Origin of the sequence: Bradyrhizobium sp. NBAIM18 (genome assembly GCF_020193825.1) — a bacterium.
Lineage (GTDB): Bacteria > Pseudomonadota > Alphaproteobacteria > Rhizobiales > Xanthobacteraceae > Bradyrhizobium > Bradyrhizobium yuanmingense.
This window is the reverse complement of sequence record NZ_JADYVO010000004.1, coordinates 130,320-149,496: the sequence shown is the minus strand read 5'-3', so window position 1 is coordinate 149,496 and position 19,177 is coordinate 130,320. Positions and strand designations below refer to the sequence as shown.

Here is a 19,177-nt window from a genome sequence, read left to right as displayed (position 1 = left end):
AAGCGCCTCGATCCTATATCAGGCAGGCGCGGGGAGGCGGCGAAGAGGCGATTTTTTGCAGGCGCATGAAGCGCTTTGTGACTGTCGTTTCACCTTGACTTGACCGATTCCCACTTATAGAAAGCGCCTCACTTAACGACAGGCGGTGAGCATCGCCAGCGTCGGAACGGGCCACCCGTTGATCCCCAAAGACTAGATCTGCCAGGGGTCGCAAAGACGGGCACCAACCTCGACGAATGCCGCTCAAACGCTGTCGATCATAGCTAGGCAATGCCAGTGCGACTTTAGTTCTCTCGAGCACGTTCTCTTGAGATCGAATTCGGATGCATGACCTCAGTGCGCGGGCCGCGGCGTTACGCTGAATGGCTTCGAGACTGCGGTCCTCTGTGGCGTCGAAGCGCTTTCCGCTCGTTGATGGAGCGGTTGGCGCAATTTCGCTTTGCGCGGGTCATTCGCGCCAGGCGGCCCGTTCGGGCGGGTAGCTCGAGCAGAATTTGCGGACCCGGTGACGGGCCGCGGCAAGACAGCGGACCCGAGAGGGGCCGCAGCAGAAAAGGGTGAAGGCCAGAATGCCGACGATCAACCAGCTGATCGCTCAACCGCGGGAAGTGCAGAAGTCGCGCAAGAAGGTGCCGGCGCTGCAGCAGTCGCCGCAGAAGCGTGGTGTTTGCACGCGCGTCTACACCACGACCCCGAAGAAGCCGAACTCGGCGCTTCGTAAGGTTGCCAAGGTGCGCCTGACCAACGGCTTCGAGGTGATCGGCTACATCCCCGGCGAGGGCCATAACCTCCAGGAGCACTCGGTGGTCATGATCCGCGGCGGCCGCGTCAAGGACTTGCCGGGCGTGCGCTATCACATCCTCCGCGGCGTTCTGGACACCCAGGGCGTCAAGAACCGTAAGCAGCGTCGTTCGAAGTACGGCGCCAAGCGTCCGAAGTAAGCGGGAACCAAGCCTATGTCTCGTCGCCACTCTGCGGAAAAGCGCGAAGTTCTTCCGGATCCGAAGTTCGGGAACATCATCGTCACGAAGTTCATGAACTCGGTGATGTACGCCGGCAAGAAGTCGGTTGCGGAAGGCATCGTCTATGGTGCGTTCGGCATCATCGAATCCAAGACCAAGCAGAACCCGCTCGGCGTGTTCGAGCAGGCGCTCGAGAACGTCATGCCGACCATCGAGGTTCGCTCCCGCCGCGTCGGCGGCGCGACCTACCAGGTTCCGGTCGAGGTCCGCTCGACTCGCCGGCAGGCGCTCGGCATTCGCTGGCTGATCGCGGCTGCGCGCGAGCGCAACGAGAAGACCATGACCGAGCGGCTCTCGGCGGAGCTCTTGGACGCATCGAACAACCGGGGGAACGCCGTCAAGAAGCGCGAAGACGTGCACCGCATGGCGGAAGCCAACCGCGCCTTCTCGCACTACCGCTGGTAACGGCGACACACTCGGACTCGCAAGGAACGACCCATGCCCCGCCAACATGCCATCGAGGACTACCGTAACTTCGGTATCATGGCGCATATCGACGCCGGCAAGACCACGACGACCGAGCGCATCCTCTATTACACCGGCAAGAGCCACAAGATCGGCGAAGTGCACGAAGGTGCCGCGACGATGGACTGGATGGAGCAGGAGCAGGAGCGTGGCATCACGATCACCTCGGCTGCGACCACCGCGTTCTGGAACGGTAAGCGCCTGAACATCATCGACACTCCCGGTCACGTCGACTTCACCATCGAAGTCGAGCGTTCGCTCCGCGTGCTCGACGGCGCCGTCTGCGTGCTCGACTCCAACCAGGGCGTCGAGCCTCAGACCGAGACCGTCTGGCGCCAGGGCGACAAGTACAAGGTTCCGCGCATCGTCTTCGCCAACAAGATGGACAAGATCGGTGCCGACTTCTTCAAGTGTCTGGCGGACATCGTCGACCGTCTGGGCGCCAAGCCCGTCGCGATCCAGCTTCCGATCGGTGCCGAGAACAACTTCAAGGGTCTTGTCGACCTCGTGAAGATGAAGGGCGTCGTCTGGAACGACGAGTCGCTCGGTGCCAAATTCGACTATGTCGACATTCCGGAAGACCTCGTCGACCAGGCCAAGGAATACCGCGAGAAGATGGTGGAAGCCGCCGTCGAGCTCGACGACGATGCCATGGCCGCCTATCTCGACGGCAAGGAGCCGGACGAGGCGACCCTGAAGCGCCTGATCCGCAAGGCGGTGCTGACCGGCGCGTTTTATCCCGTGCTGTGCGGTTCGGCCTTCAAGAACAAGGGTGTGCAGCCGCTGCTCGACGCCGTGGTCGACTATTTGCCGTCGCCGCTCGACGTGCCCGCGATCAAGGGCACCGACGACAAGGGCAACGAGATCGTGCGCAAGGCGGACGACAAGGAGCCGCTGGCGCTGCTCGCGTTCAAGATCATGGACGACCCGTTCGTCGGCACCATCACCTTCTGCCGCATCTATTCCGGCATTCTGCAGAGCGGCACCGGCGTCGTGAACTCGACCCGCGAGAAGAAGGAGCGGATCGGGCGCATGCTGTTGATGCATGCGAACAACCGCGAGGACATCAAGGAAGCCTATGCCGGCGACATCGTCGCGCTGGCGGGCCTGAAGGAAGCGCGCACCGGCGACACGCTGTGCGATCCCGACAAGCAGGTGATCCTGGAGAAGATGGAATTCCCCGAGCCGGTCATCGAGATCGCGATCGAGCCGAAGTCCAAGGCCGACCAGGAGAAGCTGGGCGTGGCGCTGGCCAAGCTCGCCGCGGAGGATCCGTCCTTCCGCGTGTCGACCGACCACGAGTCCGGCCAGACCATCCTCAAGGGCATGGGCGAACTCCACCTCGACATCAAGGTCGACATCCTCAAGCGCACCTACAAGGTCGACGCCAACATCGGCGCGCCGCAGGTCGCCTTCCGTGAGCGCGTCACCAAGCGGGTCGAGCACAGCTACACCCATAAGAAGCAGACCGGCGGTACCGGCCAGTTCGCGGCCGTGTCGTTCATCGTCGAGCCGAACGAGCCCGGCAAGGGCTACGAGTTCGAGTCGAAGATCGTCGGTGGCGCGGTGCCGAAGGAATACATTCCCGGCGTCGAGAAGGGCCTGGAGAGCGTGCTGTCGTCTGGCGTGGTCGCGGGCTTCCCCGTGGTCGACGTCAAGGTGCAGCTGGTCGACGGCAAGTATCACGACGTCGACTCATCGGCGCTCGCCTTCGAAATCGCCTCGCGCGCCTGCTTCCGCGAAGCGCTGCAGATGGGCAAGTCGGTCCTGCTCGAGCCGATCATGAAGGTCGAGGTGGTGACCCCGGAAGACTACACCGGCTCGGTCATCGGCGACCTGAATTCCCGGCGCGGTCAGATCCAGGGGCAGGACATGCGCGGCAACGCCAACGTCATCAACGCGATGGTGCCGCTCATGAACATGTTCGGTTACGTGAACAATCTGCGCTCGATGAGCCAGGGTCGCGCGACCTTCACCATGCAGTTCGATCACTACGCAGAAGCGCCGGCCAACGTGTCGGCAGAAGTCCAGAAGAAGTTTGCCTGATTGTCGTCGGTTGAAAGCTGACGATTGAACGGAGAGTCAAATGGCCAAAGCAAAGTTTGAACGTACCAAGCCGCACTGCAACATCGGCACCATCGGTCACGTCGACCATGGCAAGACGTCGCTGACCGCGGCGATCACCAAGGTTCTCGCCGAAGCCGGCGGTGCGACGTTCACCGCGTACGACCAGATCGACAAGGCGCCGGAAGAGAAGGCCCGCGGCATCACCATCTCGACCGCGCACGTCGAGTACGAGACGCCGAACCGCCACTACGCCCACGTCGACTGCCCCGGCCACGCCGACTACGTCAAGAACATGATCACCGGCGCTGCCCAGATGGACGGCGCGATCCTGGTCGTGTCGGCCGCTGACGGCCCGATGCCGCAGACCCGCGAGCACATCCTGCTCGCCCGCCAGGTCGGTGTGCCCGCGCTCGTCGTGTTCCTCAACAAGTGCGACATGGTCGACGATCCGGAGCTGCTCGAGCTCGTCGAGCTCGAAGTCCGCGAGCTGCTCTCCAAGTACGAATTCCCCGGCGACAAGATCCCGATCATCAAGGGTTCGGCGCTCGCCGCTCTCGAAGACTCCGACAAGAAGCTCGGCCACGACGCCATCCTCGAGCTGATGAAAAACGTCGACGAGTACATCCCGCAGCCGGAGCGTCCGATCGACCAGCCGTTCCTGATGCCGGTTGAAGACGTGTTCTCGATCTCGGGCCGCGGCACCGTCGTGACCGGCCGTGTCGAGCGCGGCGTCGTCAAGGTCGGCGAGGAAATCGAGATCGTCGGTCTCCGCGCCACCCAGAAGACCACCGTCACCGGCGTCGAAATGTTCCGCAAGCTGCTCGATCAGGGCCAGGCCGGCGACAACATCGGCGCGCTGCTCCGCGGCACCAAGCGCGAAGACGTCGAGCGCGGCCAGGTTCTGGCCAAGCCGGGTTCGGTCAAGCCGCACACCAAGTTCAAGGCCGAGGCCTACATCCTCACCAAGGAAGAGGGCGGTCGCCACACCCCGTTCTTCACCAACTACCGTCCGCAGTTCTACTTCCGCACCACCGACGTGACCGGTGTCGTGCACCTGCCGGAAGGCACCGAGATGGTGATGCCGGGCGACAACATCGCGATGGAAGTGCACCTGATCGTGCCGATCGCGATGGAAGAGAAGCTCCGCTTCGCGATCCGCGAAGGCGGCCGCACTGTCGGCGCCGGCGTCGTCGCCTCGATCATCGAGTAACAACGCGAATAGGGAATGGCGAGTGGCGAATAGTTTCTATTCGCTATTCGCTACTCGCCACTCACTAAGAAAGATTCGGCAATGAACGGCCAAAACATTCGTATCCGTCTCAAGGCGTTCGACCATCGTATCCTCGATACGTCGACCCGTGAGATCGTGAACACGGCGAAGCGCACCGGCGCGCAGGTCCGCGGACCCATTCCGCTGCCCACCCGCATCGAGAAGTTCACCGTCAACCGTTCGCCCCACGTCGACAAGAAGAGCCGCGAACAGTTCGAGATGCGCACTCACAAGCGCCTGCTCGACATCGTCGATCCGACCCCGCAGACCGTCGATGCTTTGATGAAGCTCGACCTGGCCGCCGGTGTCGACGTCGAGATCAAGCTCTAAGATTTTGGATCCCGTTCGCCAAAAGCGGACAAAGAGAACAGGAAGCAAGCCGATGCGCTCCGGAGTGATCGCACAAAAGGTCGGGATGACGCGGGTCTTCACGGAGGCCGGCGAACATATCCCCGTGACCGTGCTGAAGCTCGGCAATTGCCAGGTCGTAGGCCACCGCACCGAAGAGAAGAACGGTTACGTCGCGCTCCAGCTCGGTTCGGGCAGCCGCAAGACCGTTTACATGCCGAAGGCCGAGCGCGGCCAGTTCGCGGTCGCCAAGGTCGAGCCGAAGCGCCGGGTCGAGGAATTCCGCGTCACCGCGGACGCCATGATCCCGGTCGGCGCCGAGATCCAGGCCGACCACTTCGTCGTCGGCCAGTTCGTCGACGTCACCGGCACCTCGGTCGGTAAGGGCTTCGCCGGCGGCATGAAGCGCTGGAACTTCGGCGGTCTGCGCGCCACGCACGGTGTGTCGATCTCGCACCGCTCGATCGGTTCGACCGGTGGCCGTCAGGACCCCGGCAAGACCTGGAAGAACAAGAAGATGCCCGGCCACATGGGTGTCGACCGCATCACCACGCTCAACCTTCGCGTCGTCCAGACCGATGTCGAGCGCGGCCTGATCCTCGTCGAAGGCGCCGTTCCCGGCTCCAAGGGCGGCTGGATCCGCGTGCGCGACGCCGTCAAGAAGCCGCTGCCGAAGGAAGCCCCGAAGCCCGGCAAGTTCAAGGTTGCTGGCGACGCGGAAGCCGCTCCGGCTGCGCAGGAGGCGTGAGATGGAATTGAAGGTCACCACCCTCGAAGGTAAGGAAGCCGGCTCCGTCCAGCTGTCCGACGCCATTTTCGGCCTCGAGCCGCGCGAGGACATCATCGCGCGCTGCGTGCAGTGGCAGCTCAACAAGCGCCAGGCCGGCACGCACAAGGCCAAGGGCCGCGCCGAGATCTGGCGCACCGGCAAGAAGATGTACAAGCAGAAGGGCACCGGCGGTGCTCGTCACGGCTCGGCCCGCGTGCCGCAGTTCCGCGGCGGCGGTCGTGCCTTCGGTCCGGTGGTGCGTTCGCACGCCACCGACCTGCCGAAGAAGGTCCGTGCGCTCGCTCTGAAGCATGCGCTCTCGGCCAAGGCCAAGGACGGCGATCTCGTCGTGATCGAGAAGGCCGCGCTGGAAGCTGCCAAGACCAAGGCGCTGCTCGGCCACTTCTCGGGCCTCGGCCTCACCAACGCGCTGATCATCGACGGTGCCGAGCTCAACAACGGCTTCGCCGCTGCGGCTCGCAACATCCCGAACATGGACGTGCTGCCGATCCAGGGCATCAACGTCTATGACATCCTGCGCCGTCAGAAGCTCGTTCTGACCAAGGCCGCCATCGATGCGCTGGAGGCGCGCTTCAAATGAGCAAGAACATCGAGCCTCGCCACTACGACGTGATCCTGTCGCCGGTCGTGACCGAAAAGGCGACGATCGCCTCGGAGCACAACAAGGTGCTGTTCAAGGTGGCCGCCAAGGCGACCAAGCCGCAGATCAAGGAAGCGATCGAGAAGCTGTTCGACGTCAAGGTCAAGAGCGTCAACACGCTGGTCCGCAAGGGCAAGGTCAAGGCCTTCCGCGGCACCATCGGCTCGCAGTCGAACAGCAAACGCGCGATCGTGACCCTCGAAGAGGGTCACCGGATCGACGTCACCACCGGTCTGTAAGGTCGTACGACGATGGCACTGAAGACATTCAATCCCACGACGCCGGGCCAGCGCCAGCTGGTCATGGTCGATCGTTCGGCCCTCTACAAGGGCAAGCCGGTCAAGGCGCTCACCGAAGGCAAGAAGTCCTCGGGCGGCCGCAACAACACCGGCCGCATCACCGTGCGCTTCCGCGGCGGTGGTCACAAGCAGACGCTGCGTACCGTCGACTTCAAGCGTGAGAAGATCGACGTGCCCGCGACCGTCGAGCGTCTCGAGTATGATCCCAATCGCACCGGTTTCATCGCCCTGATCAAGTATCAGGACGGCGAGCAGGCCTACATCCTGGCGCCGCAGCGCCTGGCGCTGGGTGACACGATCATCGCCGGCAATTACGTCGACGTGAAGCCGGGCAACGTCATGCCGCTCGGCAACATGCCGGTCGGCACGATCATCCACAACATCGAGGTCAAGATCGGCAAGGGCGGCCAGCTGGCGCGTTCCGCCGGTACCTACGCCCAGCTCGTCGGCCGTGACCAGGATTACGTCATCATCCGCCTGAACTCGGGCGAGCAGCGCCTCGTGCACGGTCGTTGCCGCGGCACGATCGGCGCGGTGTCGAACCCGGATCACATGAACACCTCGATCGGCAAGGCCGGTCGCAAGCGTTGGATGGGCCGCAGGCCGCACAACCGCGGTGTTGCGATGAACCCGATCGACCATCCGCACGGCGGTGGTGAAGGTCGTACCTCGGGCGGCCGCCACCCGGTCACCCCGTGGGGCAAGCCGACCAAGGGCAAGAAGACCCGCACCAACAAGTCGACCAACAAATTCATTCTCCTAAGCCGCCACAAGCGGAAGAAGTAAGGAACGCCGGACATGGTTCGTTCAGTCTGGAAAGGCCCGTTCGTCGAGGGTTCTCTGCTCAAGAAGGCAGATGCCGCGCGCGCGTCCGGCCGTCACGACGTCATCAAGATCTGGAGCCGTCGCTCGACGATCCTGCCGCAATTCGTCGGCCTGACCTTCGGCGTCTACAACGGTCAGAAGCACGTGCCGGTGGCCGTGAACGAGGAAATGGTCGGTCACAAGTTCGGCGAGTTCTCGCCGACCCGGACCTTCCATGGCCACTCCGGCGACAAGAAAGCCAAGAAGGCTTGAGGATTAAACGATGAGCAAACCTAAGCGCGAACGGAGCCTCGCCGACAACGAGGCCAAGGCGGTCGCCCGGATGCTGCGGGTGAGCCCGCAGAAGCTCAACCTGGTCGCCCAGCTCATTCGCGGCCGGAAGGCGTCTGCCGCGCTCGCCGACCTGCAGTTTTCGCGCAAGCGGATCGCGGTCGACGTGAAGAAGTGCCTGGAATCGGCGATCGCCAACGCCGAGAACAACCACGACCTCGACGTCGACGATCTCGTCGTGGCGCAGGCCTTCGTCGGCAATGGCCTCGTGATGAAGCGCTTCGCCGCTCGCGGCCGCGGTCGCTCGGGCCGTGTCTACAAACCGTTTTCGCAGCTGACGATCATCGTTCGTCAGGTCGAAGCTGAAGCCGCCGCTTAAGGGCGCAGGAGAACACGATGGGTCAAAAGATCAATCCGATCGGTCTGCGTCTCGGCATCAACCGGACCTGGGATTCCCGCTGGTTCGCCGGCAAGCAGGAATACGGCAAGCTGCTGCACGAGGACGTCAAGATCCGCGAGATACTGCACAAGGAGCTCAAGCAGGCGGCCGTCGCCCGCATCGTGATCGAGCGTCCGCACAAGAAGTGCCGCGTCACCATCCACTCGGCCCGTCCGGGCGTGGTGATCGGCAAGAAGGGCGCCGACATCGACAAGCTGCGCAAGAGGGTCGCGGACATCACCTCGTCCGACGTCGTCATCAACATCGTCGAGATCCGCAAGCCGGAGCTCGATGCGACGCTGGTGGCCGAATCGATCGCGCAGCAGCTCGAGCGTCGCGTGGCGTTCCGCCGTGCCATGAAGCGCGCCGTGCAGTCGGCAATGCGTCTCGGCGCGGAGGGCATCCGCATCAACTGCTCGGGACGTCTGGGCGGTGCGGAAATCGCGCGCATGGAGTGGTACCGCGAAGGCCGCGTGCCGCTGCACACGCTGCGTGCCGACATCGACTACGGCGTTGCGACCGCGTTCACGACCTTCGGCACCTGCGGCGTCAAGGTCTGGATCTTCAAGGGCGAGATCCTCGAGCACGATCCGATGGCCCAGGACAAGAGAATGGCCGAAGGCGAGACCGGCGGCAGTGGCGATCGCGGTGGCCGTCAGCGCCGCGAGACGGCCGCTGCCTAAGGCCAGACAGGAATTTGAGGGCTTAAAGCCATGATGCAACCTAAGAAAACGAAGTTCCGGAAGGCGCATAAGGGCCGCATCCACGGCGTTGCGTCTTCGGGCGCGACGTTGGCGTTCGGCCAGTTCGGCCTGAAAGCGACCGAGCCTGAGCGCGTCACCGCGCGCCAGATCGAAGCCGCCCGCCGCGCGCTGACCCGCCACATGAAGCGCGCCGGCCGCGTCTGGATCCGCGTGTTCCCCGACGTTCCGGTGTCGAAGAAGCCGGCCGAAGTCCGCATGGGCTCCGGCAAGGGTTCGCCGGAATTGTGGGTCGCGCGCGTCAAGCCGGGCCGGGTGCTGTTCGAGATCGACGGCGTCAACACCCAGACGGCGCGTGAGGCGCTGACCCTGGCGGCCGCCAAGCTGCCGATCAAGACGCGCTTCGTCGAGCGCATTGCGGAGTAATGGCCATGGCACAGATGAAGATCGAAGACATCCGCGCGATGAGCCCCGACCAGCAGGATGAGGCCATCCTGAACCTGAAGAAGGAGCGCTTCAACCTGCGCTTCCAGCGCGCCACCGGGCAGCTCGAGAACACTTCGCGCCTGCGCGAGGCCCGCCGCGACATCGCCCGGATCAAGACCATCGCCGCGCAGACGCGCGCGAAGAAGAAGTAAGAGGCTTACGAAGATGCCGAAACGTACTTTGCAGGGCGTGGTCGTCAGCGACAAGCAAGCCAAGACCATCGTGGTGCGCGTCGACCGCCGCTTCACGCACCCGATCTACAAGAAGACGATCCGCCGTTCGAAGAACTACCACGCGCACGACGAGAGCAACCAGTTCAAGCCGGGCGACATGGTGTGGATCGAGGAAACGAAGCCGATTTCGAAGTTGAAGCGCTGGGTCGTGATCCGGGGCGAACACAAGAAAAGCGCCTGATCTGTTGGCTTTAGCCGACTGACTTCAGGGAAATGTTGAGCGCCGGCTGGGCTGGCGCAAAGAGAAAGAGGACGAGGTGCATCAATGATTCAGATGCAGACCAACCTCGACGTGGCCGACAATTCTGGCGCACGCCGTGTCATGTGTATCAAGGTGCTCGGAGGCTCCAAGCGCCGCTACGCCACGATCGGCGACATCATCGTCGTGTCGATCAAGGAAGCCATTCCGCGTGGCAAGGTGAAGAAGGGCGACGTGATGAAGGCCGTCGTGGTGCGCGTCCGCAAGGACATCCGCCGCGCCGACGGCTCGGTCATCCGTTTCGACCGCAACGCCGCCGTGCTGATCAACAACCAGTCCGAGCCTGTCGGCACCCGTATCTTCGGGCCCGTGCCGCGCGAGCTGCGCGCCAAGAACCACATGAAGATCATCTCGCTCGCGCCGGAGGTGCTGTGATGGCTGCGAAGATCCGCAAGGGCGACAAGGTCGTCGTGCTGACCGGCCGCGACAAGGGCCGCACCGGCGAAGTGTTCGAGGTTCGCCCCGACGCCGGCACCGCGCTGGTGCGCGGCATCAACATGGTCAAGCGTCACCAGAAGCAGACGCAGGCCCAGGAGGGCGGCATCATATCGAAAGAGGCGCCGATCCAACTGTCCAACATCGCGTATGTCGGCAAGGACGGGAAGCCGACCCGCGTCGGATTCAAGATTCTGGCGGACGGCAAGAAGGTCCGCATCGCCAAGAGCTCGGGAGCTGAGATCGATGGCTGAGGCCGCTTACACGCCGCGCCTGCGCGCGGAATATGACGCGAAGATCCGCACGGCTCTGACCGAGAAGTTCGGTTACGAGAACGTCATGCAGGTTCCGCGCCTGGACAAGGTTGTACTGAACATGGGCGTTGGCGATTCCGTCAACGACCGCAAGAAGGCCGAGACCGCCGCCGCCGAATTGACCCAGATCGCCGGCCAGAAGGCGATCGTCACCTATTCGCGCATCGCGATCGCGACCTTCAAGCTGCGTGAGAACCAGCCGATCGGCTGCAAGGTCACGCTGCGCAAGGCCCGCATGTACGAGTTCATCGATCGCCTGGTGAACGTCGCGCTGCCGCGCGTGCGCGACTTCCGCGGCCTGAATCCGAAGAGCTTCGACGGCCGCGGCAACTACTCGCTCGGCATCAAGGAGCACATCATTTTCCCCGAGATCGACTTCGACAAGGTCACGGAAGCCCGCGGTATGGACATCACCGTCTGCACCACGGCCAAGACCGACGAAGAGGCAAGGGCCTTGTTGACCGCTTTCAATTTCCCGTTCCGGCAGTGAGACGCTGACTTAGAGCCTCTCAAACGCGGATACCCAGGAGCCAAGCATGGCAAAGAAGAGTTCAGTCGAGAAGAACAACCGGCGCAAGCGGATGGTGAAGAACGCCGCCGCCAAGCGCGAGCGGTTGAAGGCGATCATCGCCGACAAGACGCTGCCGATGGAGGAGCGGTTCGCCGCGACCCTGAAGCTGGCGGAAATGCCGCGCAACTCGTCGGCGACCCGCATCCGCCTGCGTTGCGAGCTGTCGGGCCGTCCGCGCTCGAACTATCGCAAGAACAAGCTGTCCCGTATCGCGCTGCGCGAACTTGGCTCCAAGGGCATGGTCCCGGGCCTCCTGAAGTCCAGCTGGTAAGGAGGGTCGTTTAGATGTCTACGCACGATCCAATCAGCGATCTGATCACCCGTATCCGCAACGCGCAGATGCGTTCGAAGACCAAGGTCTCCACGCCCGGCTCGAAAATGCGCGAGAACGTGCTCGAGGTTCTGAAGGCTGAGGGCTACATCCGCGGTTACGCCACGCTCGAGCACTCCTCGGGCCGCAGCGAGATCGAGATCGAGCTGAAGTATTTCGACGGCGAGCCCGTCATTCGCGAGATAGAGCGCGTTTCCAAGCCCGGGCGCAGAGTCTACGCCTCGGTGAAGAACCTGCCGCGGGTGAACAACGGTCTCGGCATTTCGGTGTTGTCGACGCCGAAGGGGATCATGGCCGACCACAGCGCGCGCGACGCGAATGTGGGCGGTGAAGTCCTCTTCACGGTGTTCTGAGAAGGATTTTTCATCCATGTCACGAGTTGGCAAAAGGCCTGTGGCGGTTCCGTCGGGTGTGACCGCGACCGTCGATGGGCAGACCGTCAAGATGAAGGGGCCGAAGGGCCAGCTTCAGTTCGTCGTCCACGACGACGTCGAGGTGAAGCTCGAGAACGGCCAGGTCAAGGTCAAGCCGCGGACCGAGACCAACCGCGCGCGGGCCCTCTACGGCACCGCTCGCGCCCAGGTCGCGAATCTGGTCGAAGGCGTCACCAAGGGTTTCGAGAAGAAGCTCGAGATCACCGGCGTCGGCTATCGCGCCGCGATGCAGGGCAAGAACCTGCAGCTCGCGCTCGGTTACAGCCATGACGTGATCTACCCGATCCCCGAGGGGATCACGATCACCGTGCCGAAGCCGACCGAGATCACGGTGGCGGGCAGCGACGTCCAGCGCGTCGGCCAGGTCGCCGCCGAGATCCGCTCCTATCGTCCGCCGGAGCCCTACAAGGGCAAGGGCGTGAAGTATGTGGGCGAATTCATCTTCCGCAAGGAAGGCAAGAAGAAGTAACGGAGCCGGTCATGTCGAAAGCCAAGGTTACGAATGCCCGGCGCAAGCGGAGTGTGCGGCTGAAGCTGCGCCGCTCCGCCGGCGGCCGTCCGCGCCTGTCGGTGTTCCGCTCGTCCAAGCACATCTACGCCCAGGTCATCGACGACCTGAAGGGCGAGACGCTGGCCTCTGCCTCGTCGCTCGAGAAGTCGATGCGCGACGGCGGCAAGACCGGTGCCGACATCGATGCGGCGAAGGCGGTCGGCAAGCTGCTGGCTGAGCGCGCTGCAGAGAAGGGTGTCAAGGAAGTCGTGTTCGATCGCGGCAGCTATCTCTATCACGGGCGCGTCAAGGCTCTTGCCGATGCAGCGCGTGAGAGTGGGCTGAGCTTCTAACAGAATTTGAGGATTGAGGCGTAAGTCTCTGAAGGATTAGAAAAATGGCAGAACGCGAACAACGTGGTGGACGCGATCAACGCGGCGGCGGACGTGAACGCAGGGAGCGCGAGGAGCGCGACAGCGAGTTCGTCGACAAGCTCGTCCACATCAACCGCGTGGCCAAGGTCGTCAAGGGCGGCAAGCGCTTCGGTTTCGCAGCGCTGGTCGTGATCGGCGACCAGAAGGGCCGCGCCGGCTTCGGTCACGGCAAGGCGCGCGAAGTGCCCGAGGCGATCCGCAAGGCGACCGAGTCCGCCAAGCGCAACCTGACGCGGGTGTCGCTGCGCGAGGGCCGCACGCTCCATCACGACATCGCCGGCCGTCATGGCGCGGGCCGTGTCTATCTGCGTGCAGCTCCGGCCGGTACCGGCATCATCGCCGGTGGCCCGATGCGCGCTGTGTTCGAGACGCTAGGCGTCCAGGACGTGGTGGCGAAGTCGATCGGCTCGTCGAACCCGTACAACATGGTGCGCGCGACCTTCGACGCGCTCAAGCACCAGGATTCGCCGCGTTCGGTCGCCGCCCGCCGCAACATCAAGGTGTCCACCCTCCAGTCCCGTCGTATCGGCGGTGATGCCGAGGCGGCCGCCGACTAACGGAAGCTTTTCGGAGTAGACTCCCATGGCCAAGGCCGCAAAGACGATCAAGGTCGAGCAGACCGGCAGCGCGATCCGCCGCCATCACTCGCAGCGTTCGACCCTGATCGGGCTCAAGCTCAACAAGATCGGCCGCACCAGCGAACTGCCGGATACCCCGGCGGTCCGCGGCATGATCGAGAAGGTTCACCATCTCGTCCGCATCATCGACGAGAAGTAAGCAAAGGCGCACGGTCCCGGAGAGCGGGAAGCGGTTTTCGGTGAAGATCGTGCGCAAGACACAAGGAGAAGGGCGATGAAGCTCAGCGATATCGCCGACAACGCCGGCTCGCGCAAGAAGCGTATGCGCGTCGGCCGCGGCATCGGTTCCGGCAAGGGCAAGCAGTCCGGCCGCGGCGGCAAGGGCCAGACCGCGCGCTCGGGCGTGCGCATCAAGGGTTTCGAAGGCGGCCAGATGCCGATGCATCGCCGTCTGCCCAAGCGCGGCTTCAACAACATCTTCCGCGTCGAGTTCGCCGAGATCAATCTCGACCGGCTCCAGGAAGCGGTCGACGCCAAGAAGATCGACGCCGGCAGCGTCGTCAACGTCGAGGCCCTGGTGAAGGGCGGCGTGCTGCGCCGCGCCAAGGGCGGCCTGCGGCTGCTCGGCCGAGGCGAGCTCAAGTCCAAGCTCAACATCGAAGTGCACGGCGCCAGCAAGACCGCGATCGCTGCGGTCGAGAAGGCCGGCGGCTCGGTGAAGATCCTCGCCCAGCCCAAGGAAGAAGGCGAGGCGGCGTAACAACTGCGTCATTGGCCCGCGCCTCGCGGGCCTTTACGCATGCGGGACGTGGACTTATCGAAGCCGAGCCCCAGATAATGTCCGGCGTCCGCTAATTCAGCCCGGCCGCGGGCATCAACGGCGCAACAGGCGGCGGGAGAAAGTCCAAGATGGTCTCTGCAGCGGAACAACTGGCAGCCAATCTCAATTTCGGCGCGTTTGCCAAGGCCGACGAACTGAAGAAGCGCATCTGGTTCACCCTGGGTGCGCTGCTCGTTTATCGGCTCGGGACCTACATTCCGCTGCCCGGCATCGACCCGAGCGCCTGGGAACAGGTGTTCCGCTCGCAGGCCGGCGGCATCCTCGGCATGTTCAACATGTTCGCCGGCGGCGGCATCAACCGCATGGCGATCTTCGCGCTGAACATCATGCCGTATATCTCGGCCTCGATCATCATCCAGCTGTTGACCACAGTGTCGCCGCAGCTCGAAGCGCTGAAAAAGGAAGGCGAAGCCGGCCGCAAGACGCTGAATCAGTATACCCGCTATCTCACGGTGATCCTGGCCGCGTTCCAGTCCTACGGCATCGCGGTAGGACTTCAGGGCGCCGGCAATGTCGTCAGCGAACCTGGACTGTTTTTCCTGCTCTCGACCTCTATCACGCTGACCGGCGGCACCATGTTCCTGATGTGGCTCGGCGAGCAGATCACCTCGCGCGGCATCGGCAACGGCATCTCGCTGATCATTCTCGCCGGCATCGTCGCCGAGTTGCCCGCGGCACTCGCCGGCATGCTCGAGCTCGGCCGTCAGGGCGCGATGTCGACCGGCCTGATCCTGGTCGTCATCATCATGGCCGTCGTCGTGATCGCCTTCATCGTCTTCATGGAGCGTGCCCAGCGCCGCCTCTTGATCCAGTATCCGAAGCGCCAGGTCGGCAACAAGATGTTCGAGGGCCAGTCCTCGCATCTGCCGCTCAAGCTCAACACCTCCGGCGTGATCCCGCCGATCTTCGCATCCTCGCTGCTCCTCTTGCCGACGACGGTTGCGAACTTCAACACGGGCAGCGGGCCGGAATGGTTCCAGTGGATCACGACACAGCTCGGCCATGGCCGTCCGCTGTTCCTGATCATGTATCTGGCGCTGATCGTGTTCTTCGCCTTCTTCTACACCGCGATCGTGTTCAACCCGACCGAGACCGCGGACAATCTGAAGAAGCACGGCGGTTTCATTCCCGGCATTCGCCCGGGCGAACGCACCGCGGAATACATCGACTACGTGCTGTCGCGCATCACCGTGCTGGGTGCGATTTATCTCGCCATCGTCTGCTTGATCCCGGAAATCCTGATCTCCTACGCTTCGGTGCCGTTCTATTTCGGCGGCACCTCGCTGCTGATCGTCGTCAGCGTCACCATGGACACGGTGGCGCAGGTCCAGGGCTATCTGCTGGCGCACCAGTATGAAGGTCTGATCCGCAAGTCCAAGCTGCGGGGCCGCCGTAGATGAGCAGGGAGCTCGCGCGCCGAATCGCTTTCACGATCGGCGCGCTGCTCCTTTTCAGGCTCGGCACGCAGATCCCGATTGCGGGACTGAATCTCTCCGACGTCTCGCCGGCGCTGGATCTCGTCTCCCGGCTTTCGATCTTTGCGCTCGGCCTCATTCCCTATCTGACTGCGGCAATCTTGATCCGGCTGCTGTCCGTGGTGTGGCGCGGCCTGAGTTCGCTCGAACGATCCGGCGAGGGCGGACGGCGTAAGATCGCACGTGCCACGCTCGGGCTCACACTCGGAATTGCGGCCTTTCAGGCCTACGGCATCGCCTCGGCACTGACGTCGATCCCGGGCCTCGTCAAAAATCCCGACGGCTGGTTCGTGACGACGGCTACGGCCTCGATGGTCGGCGGCGTCGTCGTGCTGGTGTGGCTCAGCGAACAGATGACCCGCTACGGCATCGGCAATGGCTTGGCGCTGATCTTGAGTGCCGCCTTCATCGTCGCCGTTCCGCAAAACATTGCCGGTATCGCGGATCTCGTGCGGAGCGGGACGATCTCGGGCAATCTTGTGCTCGGCCATGTCGTGTTTTGGATCGCGATCGTCGTCGTGATCGTGCTTGTCGAAGGTGCGCGGCGAAATATCCGGGTTCAGTTCGCAGCACAAAGCGTCGGTACGCGGCAACTGCCTGTGCGTGATGCAATACTGCCGATCAAGCTCAACAGCGCCGGGTTCGTGATTCCCGTCACCGTGGCGCCGTGGATATTCTATCTGCCGCTTGCCTTTGCGGGCTTCATCCTGGGAGGCGATCATCCCCTGGTTGCCGCAACCTACCGGCATCTCCAGCTGGGGCAGCCGGCGCACCTCATTCTCGTGTCGATCGCCGTGTTCGTGCTCGCCTTCGTCTACACTGCTTATGTGATCGATCCCGAATACAGCGCCAAATCCCTGACCCGCCATGAGGGCGCAATTCCCGGTGTCGCTCCCGGCGAGGCCACCGCGGACTATCTCGATCGCGTCGTGTCATTGACGACAGTCGTCGGAGCCGTCTACCTGACGGCGTTGCAGTTGATTCCGGAGGTGTTCGAGCTTTACGGGATCGGGCTGCCTTATAGTATGGTCGTCAATGGTGGTGCAGTGCTGGTTGTGGTTTGCACCGTTCTTGATATCAAAACGCAGGTGCGCGAGGTGTCGCTCACCAATCCGGGGGGCGTACGCCGATGAGAATTATACTTCTGGGACCGCCGGGGTCGGGCAAGGGGACCCAGGCCCAGCTCTTGGTGCAGCGCTATGGCATTGTCCAGCTCTCGACTGGCGAGATGCTGCGTGCCGCGGTTGCGGCCGGCACCCCGGTCGGGTTGAAGGCCAAGGAGATCATGGCGAGCGGCGGCCTCGTGCCCGATGACGTCGTGGTGGGAATCATTTCCGACCGCATCGAGCAGCCGGACGCCAAGAGCGGTTTCATCCTCGACGGTTTCCCCCGCACCGTGCCGCAGGCCGAGGCGCTGGACGAACTGCTCAAGCGCAAGCACCTCAAGCTGGACGCCGTGATCGAGCTCCGGGTCAATGAGAGCGCGCTCCTGAGCCGCGTCGAGACCCGCGTCGCCCAAATGCGGGAGCGCGGCGAGGAGGTCCGGCTCGACGATACCCCGGAGGTCCTGACCAAGCGGCTGGCCAGCTATCGCAGCCAGACGGAACCGCTGATTCACTACTATTCCGAGCGGCGGAAGCTCTCGACCATCGACGGCATGATGACCATCGACGAGGTCACCCGCGCCATCCACCGCCAGCTCCTGGCTCTGGGGGCGGTCGAGCCAAAGACGCATGCCCGGAGCGCCGCCAAGGCGGCGCCGGCTAAAAAGGCCCAGGCGGGGAAGAAGGCGGCGGCAAGGCCGGCAAAAACGGCCAAAAAGGGCGTCAAATCCGCTAAAAAGGCCGCCAAATCGGCGGTGAAAGGCCCAAAGAAGGCGGCCAGGAAAGCCTCCAAGAAAGCCACCAAGAAAACCGTCAAGAAAGCAGCCAAGAAGTCGGTCAAAAAGGGTGCCAAAAAGGCCGCAAAAAAGGTCACGAAAAAGCGAGCCAAGCGCTAGCAGCGGTTGACGAAAGCCCCCGGAATCCCCTAATAAGCCCCGCATCCAAGTCGGATAGTTTCAGACGATGCCGGGCCCCAGGAAGACCGGGGGTGGGCGTCGTGTTCGCGTTTGTGAACACCTGCCCGAGAAAGCAAGCACTTAAAGCCCGATCCCTGACGAGGGATCGGCAACAGGAGAGAAGGCCGTGGCCCGTATTGCCGGCGTGAACATTCCCACCAACAAGCGCGTGCTGATCGCGCTCCAGTACATCCATGGCATCGGCCAGAAGATCGCTGGTGAGATCCTCGAGAAGGTGAAGATCCCCGTGGATCGTCGCGTCAATCAGCTCAGCGACGCCGAAGTGCTCCAGATCCGCGAAGTGATCGACCGCGACTATCTCGTCGAGGGCGATCTGCGTCGTGAGGTCGGCATCAACATCAAGCGTCTGATGGACCTCGGCTGCTATCGCGGCCTGCGTCATCGTCGCGGTCTACCGGTGCGCGGTCAGCGGACCCACACCAATGCGCGCACGCGCAAGGGCCCGGCCAAGGCCATCGCCGGCAAGAAGAAGTAAACTGGCGAATTGGACGTGGCGAGTGGCGAGTAGGGGGCTTCCCTATTCGCCACTCGCTACTCGCTATTCGCTTCCATAGGTGTAGCCGCTGGCATTACGGCGGCGTTTGAGATCTTCAGGAAAGGGACTCAATGGGCAAGGAAGCCACCCGCGTTCGTCGTCGTGAGCGCAAGAACATCGCCTCCGGCGTCGCGCATGTGAACTCGTCGTTCAACAACACGACCATCACCATCACCGACGCGCAGGGCAATACGATCGCCTGGTCCTCGGCCGGCACGATGGGCTTCAAGGGCTCGCGCAAGTCGACCCCGTATGCCGCGCAGGTTGCCGCCGAGGACGTGTCCAAGAAGGCGCAGGAGCACGGCATGCGCACGCTGGAAGTCGAGGTCGCCGGTCCTGGTTCGGGCCGCGAATCGGCGCTCCGCGCGCTCCAGGCCGCCGGCTTCACCGTCACCTCGATCCGCGACGTGACCACGATCCCGCACAACGGTTGCCGTCCCCGCAAGCGTCGGCGCGTTTGATTTTGACGAGCTGCGGGCGCGTCGGCGCCCGCGGCGACTTTGCAAGAAGCCGCGGGAATGATCTGCGGCCTTTCTCCAACGCCA

30 protein-coding genes are annotated in these 19,177 nt (G+C 63.4%); all 30 read left to right on the top strand.

Annotated elements, in window-relative coordinates; genetic code table 11:
* The first annotated feature begins 569 nt into the window (after positions 1–569).
* On the top strand, positions 570–941 hold the full coding sequence (gene rpsL, locus I6F17_RS11120) for a 30S ribosomal protein S12 (RefSeq protein WP_007603006.1): 372 nt from the start codon (positions 570–572) through the stop codon (positions 939–941).
* A gap of 15 nt (positions 942–956) precedes the next feature.
* Positions 957–1,427, top strand: a complete 471-nt coding sequence (rpsG, locus tag I6F17_RS11115; protein ID WP_018647239.1) for a 30S ribosomal protein S7 — start codon at positions 957–959, stop codon at positions 1,425–1,427.
* A 33-nt stretch (positions 1,428–1,460) separates the two neighbouring features.
* Complete coding sequence (fusA, locus tag I6F17_RS11110; RefSeq protein ID WP_036041492.1) at positions 1,461–3,533, top strand: elongation factor G; 2,073 nt, start codon at positions 1,461–1,463, stop codon at positions 3,531–3,533.
* A gap of 40 nt (positions 3,534–3,573) precedes the next feature.
* Positions 3,574–4,764, top strand: a complete 1,191-nt coding sequence (tuf, locus tag I6F17_RS11105) for an elongation factor Tu (protein WP_025036994.1) — start codon at positions 3,574–3,576, stop codon at positions 4,762–4,764.
* Positions 4,765–4,845: 81 nt separating this feature from the next.
* Entirely contained in the window at positions 4,846–5,154 is a 309-nt protein-coding gene (gene rpsJ / locus I6F17_RS11100; protein WP_002712302.1) for a 30S ribosomal protein S10, read from the top strand.
* Positions 5,155–5,206: 52 nt separating this feature from the next.
* Positions 5,207–5,920, top strand: coding sequence for a 50S ribosomal protein L3 (rplC, locus tag I6F17_RS11095; RefSeq protein WP_025036993.1), 714 nt, complete (start codon positions 5,207–5,209; stop codon positions 5,918–5,920).
* 1 nt (position 5,921) lies between these two features.
* Positions 5,922–6,542: a 50S ribosomal protein L4 gene (rplD, locus tag I6F17_RS11090; protein WP_018647243.1), complete on the top strand. Its 621-nt coding sequence runs from the start codon at positions 5,922–5,924 to the stop codon at positions 6,540–6,542.
* Entirely contained in the window at positions 6,539–6,841 is a 303-nt protein-coding gene (locus I6F17_RS11085; protein WP_025036992.1) for a 50S ribosomal protein L23, read from the top strand. The genes rplD and I6F17_RS11085 overlap by 4 nt, the downstream gene beginning before the upstream one ends.
* 12 nt (positions 6,842–6,853) lie before the next feature.
* The gene (rplB, locus tag I6F17_RS11080; protein WP_225128139.1) at positions 6,854–7,687 is read left to right on the top strand and encodes a 50S ribosomal protein L2; all 834 of its coding nucleotides are present in this window, start codon (positions 6,854–6,856) and stop codon (positions 7,685–7,687) included.
* Between the two features lie 12 nt (positions 7,688–7,699).
* On the top strand, positions 7,700–7,978 hold the full coding sequence (rpsS, locus tag I6F17_RS11075) for a 30S ribosomal protein S19 (RefSeq protein WP_008136357.1): 279 nt from the start codon (positions 7,700–7,702) through the stop codon (positions 7,976–7,978).
* 10 nt (positions 7,979–7,988) lie between these two features.
* Complete coding sequence (rplV, locus tag I6F17_RS11070) at positions 7,989–8,375, top strand: 50S ribosomal protein L22 (protein WP_008549264.1); 387 nt, start codon at positions 7,989–7,991, stop codon at positions 8,373–8,375.
* Between the two features lie 17 nt (positions 8,376–8,392).
* A complete protein-coding gene (gene rpsC, locus I6F17_RS11065) occupies positions 8,393–9,118 on the top strand; it encodes a 30S ribosomal protein S3 (RefSeq protein WP_036011029.1) in 726 nt (241 codons plus the stop codon).
* Positions 9,119–9,148: 30 nt separating this feature from the next.
* Positions 9,149–9,562, top strand: a complete 414-nt coding sequence (rplP, locus tag I6F17_RS11060) for a 50S ribosomal protein L16 (RefSeq protein WP_008136349.1) — start codon at positions 9,149–9,151, stop codon at positions 9,560–9,562.
* A gap of 5 nt (positions 9,563–9,567) precedes the next feature.
* A complete protein-coding gene (rpmC, locus tag I6F17_RS11055; protein ID WP_025036989.1) occupies positions 9,568–9,774 on the top strand; it encodes a 50S ribosomal protein L29 in 207 nt (68 codons plus the stop codon).
* 13 nt (positions 9,775–9,787) lie between these two features.
* Complete coding sequence (rpsQ, locus tag I6F17_RS11050) at positions 9,788–10,036, top strand: 30S ribosomal protein S17 (RefSeq protein ID WP_024342452.1); 249 nt, start codon at positions 9,788–9,790, stop codon at positions 10,034–10,036.
* Positions 10,037–10,120: 84 nt separating this feature from the next.
* Positions 10,121–10,489 carry a 50S ribosomal protein L14 gene (gene rplN, locus I6F17_RS11045; protein ID WP_007603030.1) on the top strand — a complete coding sequence of 123 codons (369 nt, stop codon included), beginning with the start codon at positions 10,121–10,123 and terminating at the stop codon, positions 10,487–10,489.
* On the top strand, positions 10,489–10,803 hold the full coding sequence (gene rplX / locus I6F17_RS11040) for a 50S ribosomal protein L24 (RefSeq protein ID WP_011088142.1): 315 nt from the start codon (positions 10,489–10,491) through the stop codon (positions 10,801–10,803). The genes rplN and rplX overlap by 1 nt, the downstream gene beginning before the upstream one ends.
* Complete coding sequence (rplE, locus tag I6F17_RS11035) at positions 10,796–11,353, top strand: 50S ribosomal protein L5 (RefSeq protein ID WP_025036988.1); 558 nt, start codon at positions 10,796–10,798, stop codon at positions 11,351–11,353. Before rplX ends, rplE begins: the two co-directional genes overlap by 8 nt.
* A gap of 46 nt (positions 11,354–11,399) precedes the next feature.
* Complete coding sequence (rpsN, locus tag I6F17_RS11030) at positions 11,400–11,705, top strand: 30S ribosomal protein S14 (protein ID WP_225128137.1); 306 nt, start codon at positions 11,400–11,402, stop codon at positions 11,703–11,705.
* A gap of 14 nt (positions 11,706–11,719) precedes the next feature.
* Positions 11,720–12,118, top strand: coding sequence for a 30S ribosomal protein S8 (rpsH, locus tag I6F17_RS11025; protein ID WP_024342456.1), 399 nt, complete (start codon positions 11,720–11,722; stop codon positions 12,116–12,118).
* A 16-nt stretch (positions 12,119–12,134) separates the two neighbouring features.
* On the top strand, positions 12,135–12,668 hold the full coding sequence (gene rplF / locus I6F17_RS11020; RefSeq protein WP_036011036.1) for a 50S ribosomal protein L6: 534 nt from the start codon (positions 12,135–12,137) through the stop codon (positions 12,666–12,668).
* An 11-nt stretch (positions 12,669–12,679) separates the two neighbouring features.
* Positions 12,680–13,042, top strand: coding sequence for a 50S ribosomal protein L18 (gene rplR / locus I6F17_RS11015; protein ID WP_024342458.1), 363 nt, complete (start codon positions 12,680–12,682; stop codon positions 13,040–13,042).
* Between the two features lie 44 nt (positions 13,043–13,086).
* Positions 13,087–13,680, top strand: coding sequence for a 30S ribosomal protein S5 (gene rpsE, locus I6F17_RS11010; protein ID WP_025036985.1), 594 nt, complete (start codon positions 13,087–13,089; stop codon positions 13,678–13,680).
* Positions 13,681–13,705: 25 nt separating this feature from the next.
* Positions 13,706–13,900, top strand: coding sequence for a 50S ribosomal protein L30 (gene rpmD, locus I6F17_RS11005; protein ID WP_025036984.1), 195 nt, complete (start codon positions 13,706–13,708; stop codon positions 13,898–13,900).
* A gap of 75 nt (positions 13,901–13,975) precedes the next feature.
* Positions 13,976–14,461, top strand: coding sequence for a 50S ribosomal protein L15 (gene rplO, locus I6F17_RS11000; protein ID WP_036011044.1), 486 nt, complete (start codon positions 13,976–13,978; stop codon positions 14,459–14,461).
* Positions 14,462–14,610: 149 nt separating this feature from the next.
* On the top strand, positions 14,611–15,942 hold the full coding sequence (gene secY, locus I6F17_RS10995) for a preprotein translocase subunit SecY (protein WP_036011045.1): 1,332 nt from the start codon (positions 14,611–14,613) through the stop codon (positions 15,940–15,942).
* Complete coding sequence (locus I6F17_RS10990) at positions 15,939–17,150, top strand: preprotein translocase subunit SecY (RefSeq protein ID WP_225128135.1); 1,212 nt, start codon at positions 15,939–15,941, stop codon at positions 17,148–17,150. The genes secY and I6F17_RS10990 overlap by 4 nt, the downstream gene beginning before the upstream one ends.
* Positions 17,147–18,016, top strand: a complete 870-nt coding sequence (locus I6F17_RS10985; protein ID WP_225128134.1) for an adenylate kinase — start codon at positions 17,147–17,149, stop codon at positions 18,014–18,016. Before I6F17_RS10990 ends, I6F17_RS10985 begins: the two co-directional genes overlap by 4 nt.
* Before the next feature lie 187 nt (positions 18,017–18,203).
* Positions 18,204–18,572, top strand: coding sequence for a 30S ribosomal protein S13 (gene rpsM / locus I6F17_RS10980; protein ID WP_008549231.1), 369 nt, complete (start codon positions 18,204–18,206; stop codon positions 18,570–18,572).
* A 131-nt stretch (positions 18,573–18,703) separates the two neighbouring features.
* The gene (rpsK, locus tag I6F17_RS10975; protein WP_007603045.1) at positions 18,704–19,093 is read left to right on the top strand and encodes a 30S ribosomal protein S11; all 390 of its coding nucleotides are present in this window, start codon (positions 18,704–18,706) and stop codon (positions 19,091–19,093) included.
* The last annotated feature ends 84 nt before the right edge of the window (positions 19,094–19,177 follow it).

What these genes read in the sequence shown, in the direction of transcription:
- rplR (WP_024342458.1), top strand. Translation starts at nt 12,680, where the DNA reads ATGTCGAAAGCCAAGGTTACGAATGCCCGGCGCAAGCGGAGTGTGCGG.
- rpsQ (WP_024342452.1), top strand. Translation starts at nt 9,788, where the DNA reads ATGCCGAAACGTACTTTGCAGGGCGTGGTCGTCAGCGACAAGCAAGCC.
- rplC (WP_025036993.1), top strand. Translation starts at nt 5,207, where the DNA reads ATGCGCTCCGGAGTGATCGCACAAAAGGTCGGGATGACGCGGGTCTTC.
- rplB (WP_225128139.1), top strand. Translation starts at nt 6,854, where the DNA reads ATGGCACTGAAGACATTCAATCCCACGACGCCGGGCCAGCGCCAGCTG.
- rplO (WP_036011044.1), top strand. Translation starts at nt 13,976, where the DNA reads ATGAAGCTCAGCGATATCGCCGACAACGCCGGCTCGCGCAAGAAGCGT.
- rpmC (WP_025036989.1), top strand. Translation starts at nt 9,568, where the DNA reads ATGGCACAGATGAAGATCGAAGACATCCGCGCGATGAGCCCCGACCAG.
- rplX (WP_011088142.1), top strand. Translation starts at nt 10,489, where the DNA reads ATGGCTGCGAAGATCCGCAAGGGCGACAAGGTCGTCGTGCTGACCGGC.
- secY (WP_036011045.1), top strand. Translation starts at nt 14,611, where the DNA reads ATGGTCTCTGCAGCGGAACAACTGGCAGCCAATCTCAATTTCGGCGCG.
- fusA (WP_036041492.1), top strand. Translation starts at nt 1,461, where the DNA reads ATGCCCCGCCAACATGCCATCGAGGACTACCGTAACTTCGGTATCATG.
- rpsL (WP_007603006.1), top strand. Translation starts at nt 570, where the DNA reads ATGCCGACGATCAACCAGCTGATCGCTCAACCGCGGGAAGTGCAGAAG.
- I6F17_RS10990 (WP_225128135.1), top strand. Translation starts at nt 15,939, where the DNA reads ATGAGCAGGGAGCTCGCGCGCCGAATCGCTTTCACGATCGGCGCGCTG.
- rpsC (WP_036011029.1), top strand. Translation starts at nt 8,393, where the DNA reads ATGGGTCAAAAGATCAATCCGATCGGTCTGCGTCTCGGCATCAACCGG.
- rplF (WP_036011036.1), top strand. Translation starts at nt 12,135, where the DNA reads ATGTCACGAGTTGGCAAAAGGCCTGTGGCGGTTCCGTCGGGTGTGACC.
- rplD (WP_018647243.1), top strand. Translation starts at nt 5,922, where the DNA reads ATGGAATTGAAGGTCACCACCCTCGAAGGTAAGGAAGCCGGCTCCGTC.
- rpsN (WP_225128137.1), top strand. Translation starts at nt 11,400, where the DNA reads ATGGCAAAGAAGAGTTCAGTCGAGAAGAACAACCGGCGCAAGCGGATG.
- rpsE (WP_025036985.1), top strand. Translation starts at nt 13,087, where the DNA reads ATGGCAGAACGCGAACAACGTGGTGGACGCGATCAACGCGGCGGCGGA.
- rpsS (WP_008136357.1), top strand. Translation starts at nt 7,700, where the DNA reads ATGGTTCGTTCAGTCTGGAAAGGCCCGTTCGTCGAGGGTTCTCTGCTC.
- I6F17_RS10985 (WP_225128134.1), top strand. Translation starts at nt 17,147, where the DNA reads ATGAGAATTATACTTCTGGGACCGCCGGGGTCGGGCAAGGGGACCCAG.
- rplP (WP_008136349.1), top strand. Translation starts at nt 9,149, where the DNA reads ATGATGCAACCTAAGAAAACGAAGTTCCGGAAGGCGCATAAGGGCCGC.
- rpsH (WP_024342456.1), top strand. Translation starts at nt 11,720, where the DNA reads ATGTCTACGCACGATCCAATCAGCGATCTGATCACCCGTATCCGCAAC.
- rpsJ (WP_002712302.1), top strand. Translation starts at nt 4,846, where the DNA reads ATGAACGGCCAAAACATTCGTATCCGTCTCAAGGCGTTCGACCATCGT.
- rplE (WP_025036988.1), top strand. Translation starts at nt 10,796, where the DNA reads ATGGCTGAGGCCGCTTACACGCCGCGCCTGCGCGCGGAATATGACGCG.
- rplN (WP_007603030.1), top strand. Translation starts at nt 10,121, where the DNA reads ATGATTCAGATGCAGACCAACCTCGACGTGGCCGACAATTCTGGCGCA.
- rpmD (WP_025036984.1), top strand. Translation starts at nt 13,706, where the DNA reads ATGGCCAAGGCCGCAAAGACGATCAAGGTCGAGCAGACCGGCAGCGCG.
- tuf (WP_025036994.1), top strand. Translation starts at nt 3,574, where the DNA reads ATGGCCAAAGCAAAGTTTGAACGTACCAAGCCGCACTGCAACATCGGC.
- rplV (WP_008549264.1), top strand. Translation starts at nt 7,989, where the DNA reads ATGAGCAAACCTAAGCGCGAACGGAGCCTCGCCGACAACGAGGCCAAG.
- I6F17_RS11085 (WP_025036992.1), top strand. Translation starts at nt 6,539, where the DNA reads ATGAGCAAGAACATCGAGCCTCGCCACTACGACGTGATCCTGTCGCCG.
- rpsG (WP_018647239.1), top strand. Translation starts at nt 957, where the DNA reads ATGTCTCGTCGCCACTCTGCGGAAAAGCGCGAAGTTCTTCCGGATCCG.
- rpsK (WP_007603045.1), top strand. Translation starts at nt 18,704, where the DNA reads ATGGGCAAGGAAGCCACCCGCGTTCGTCGTCGTGAGCGCAAGAACATC.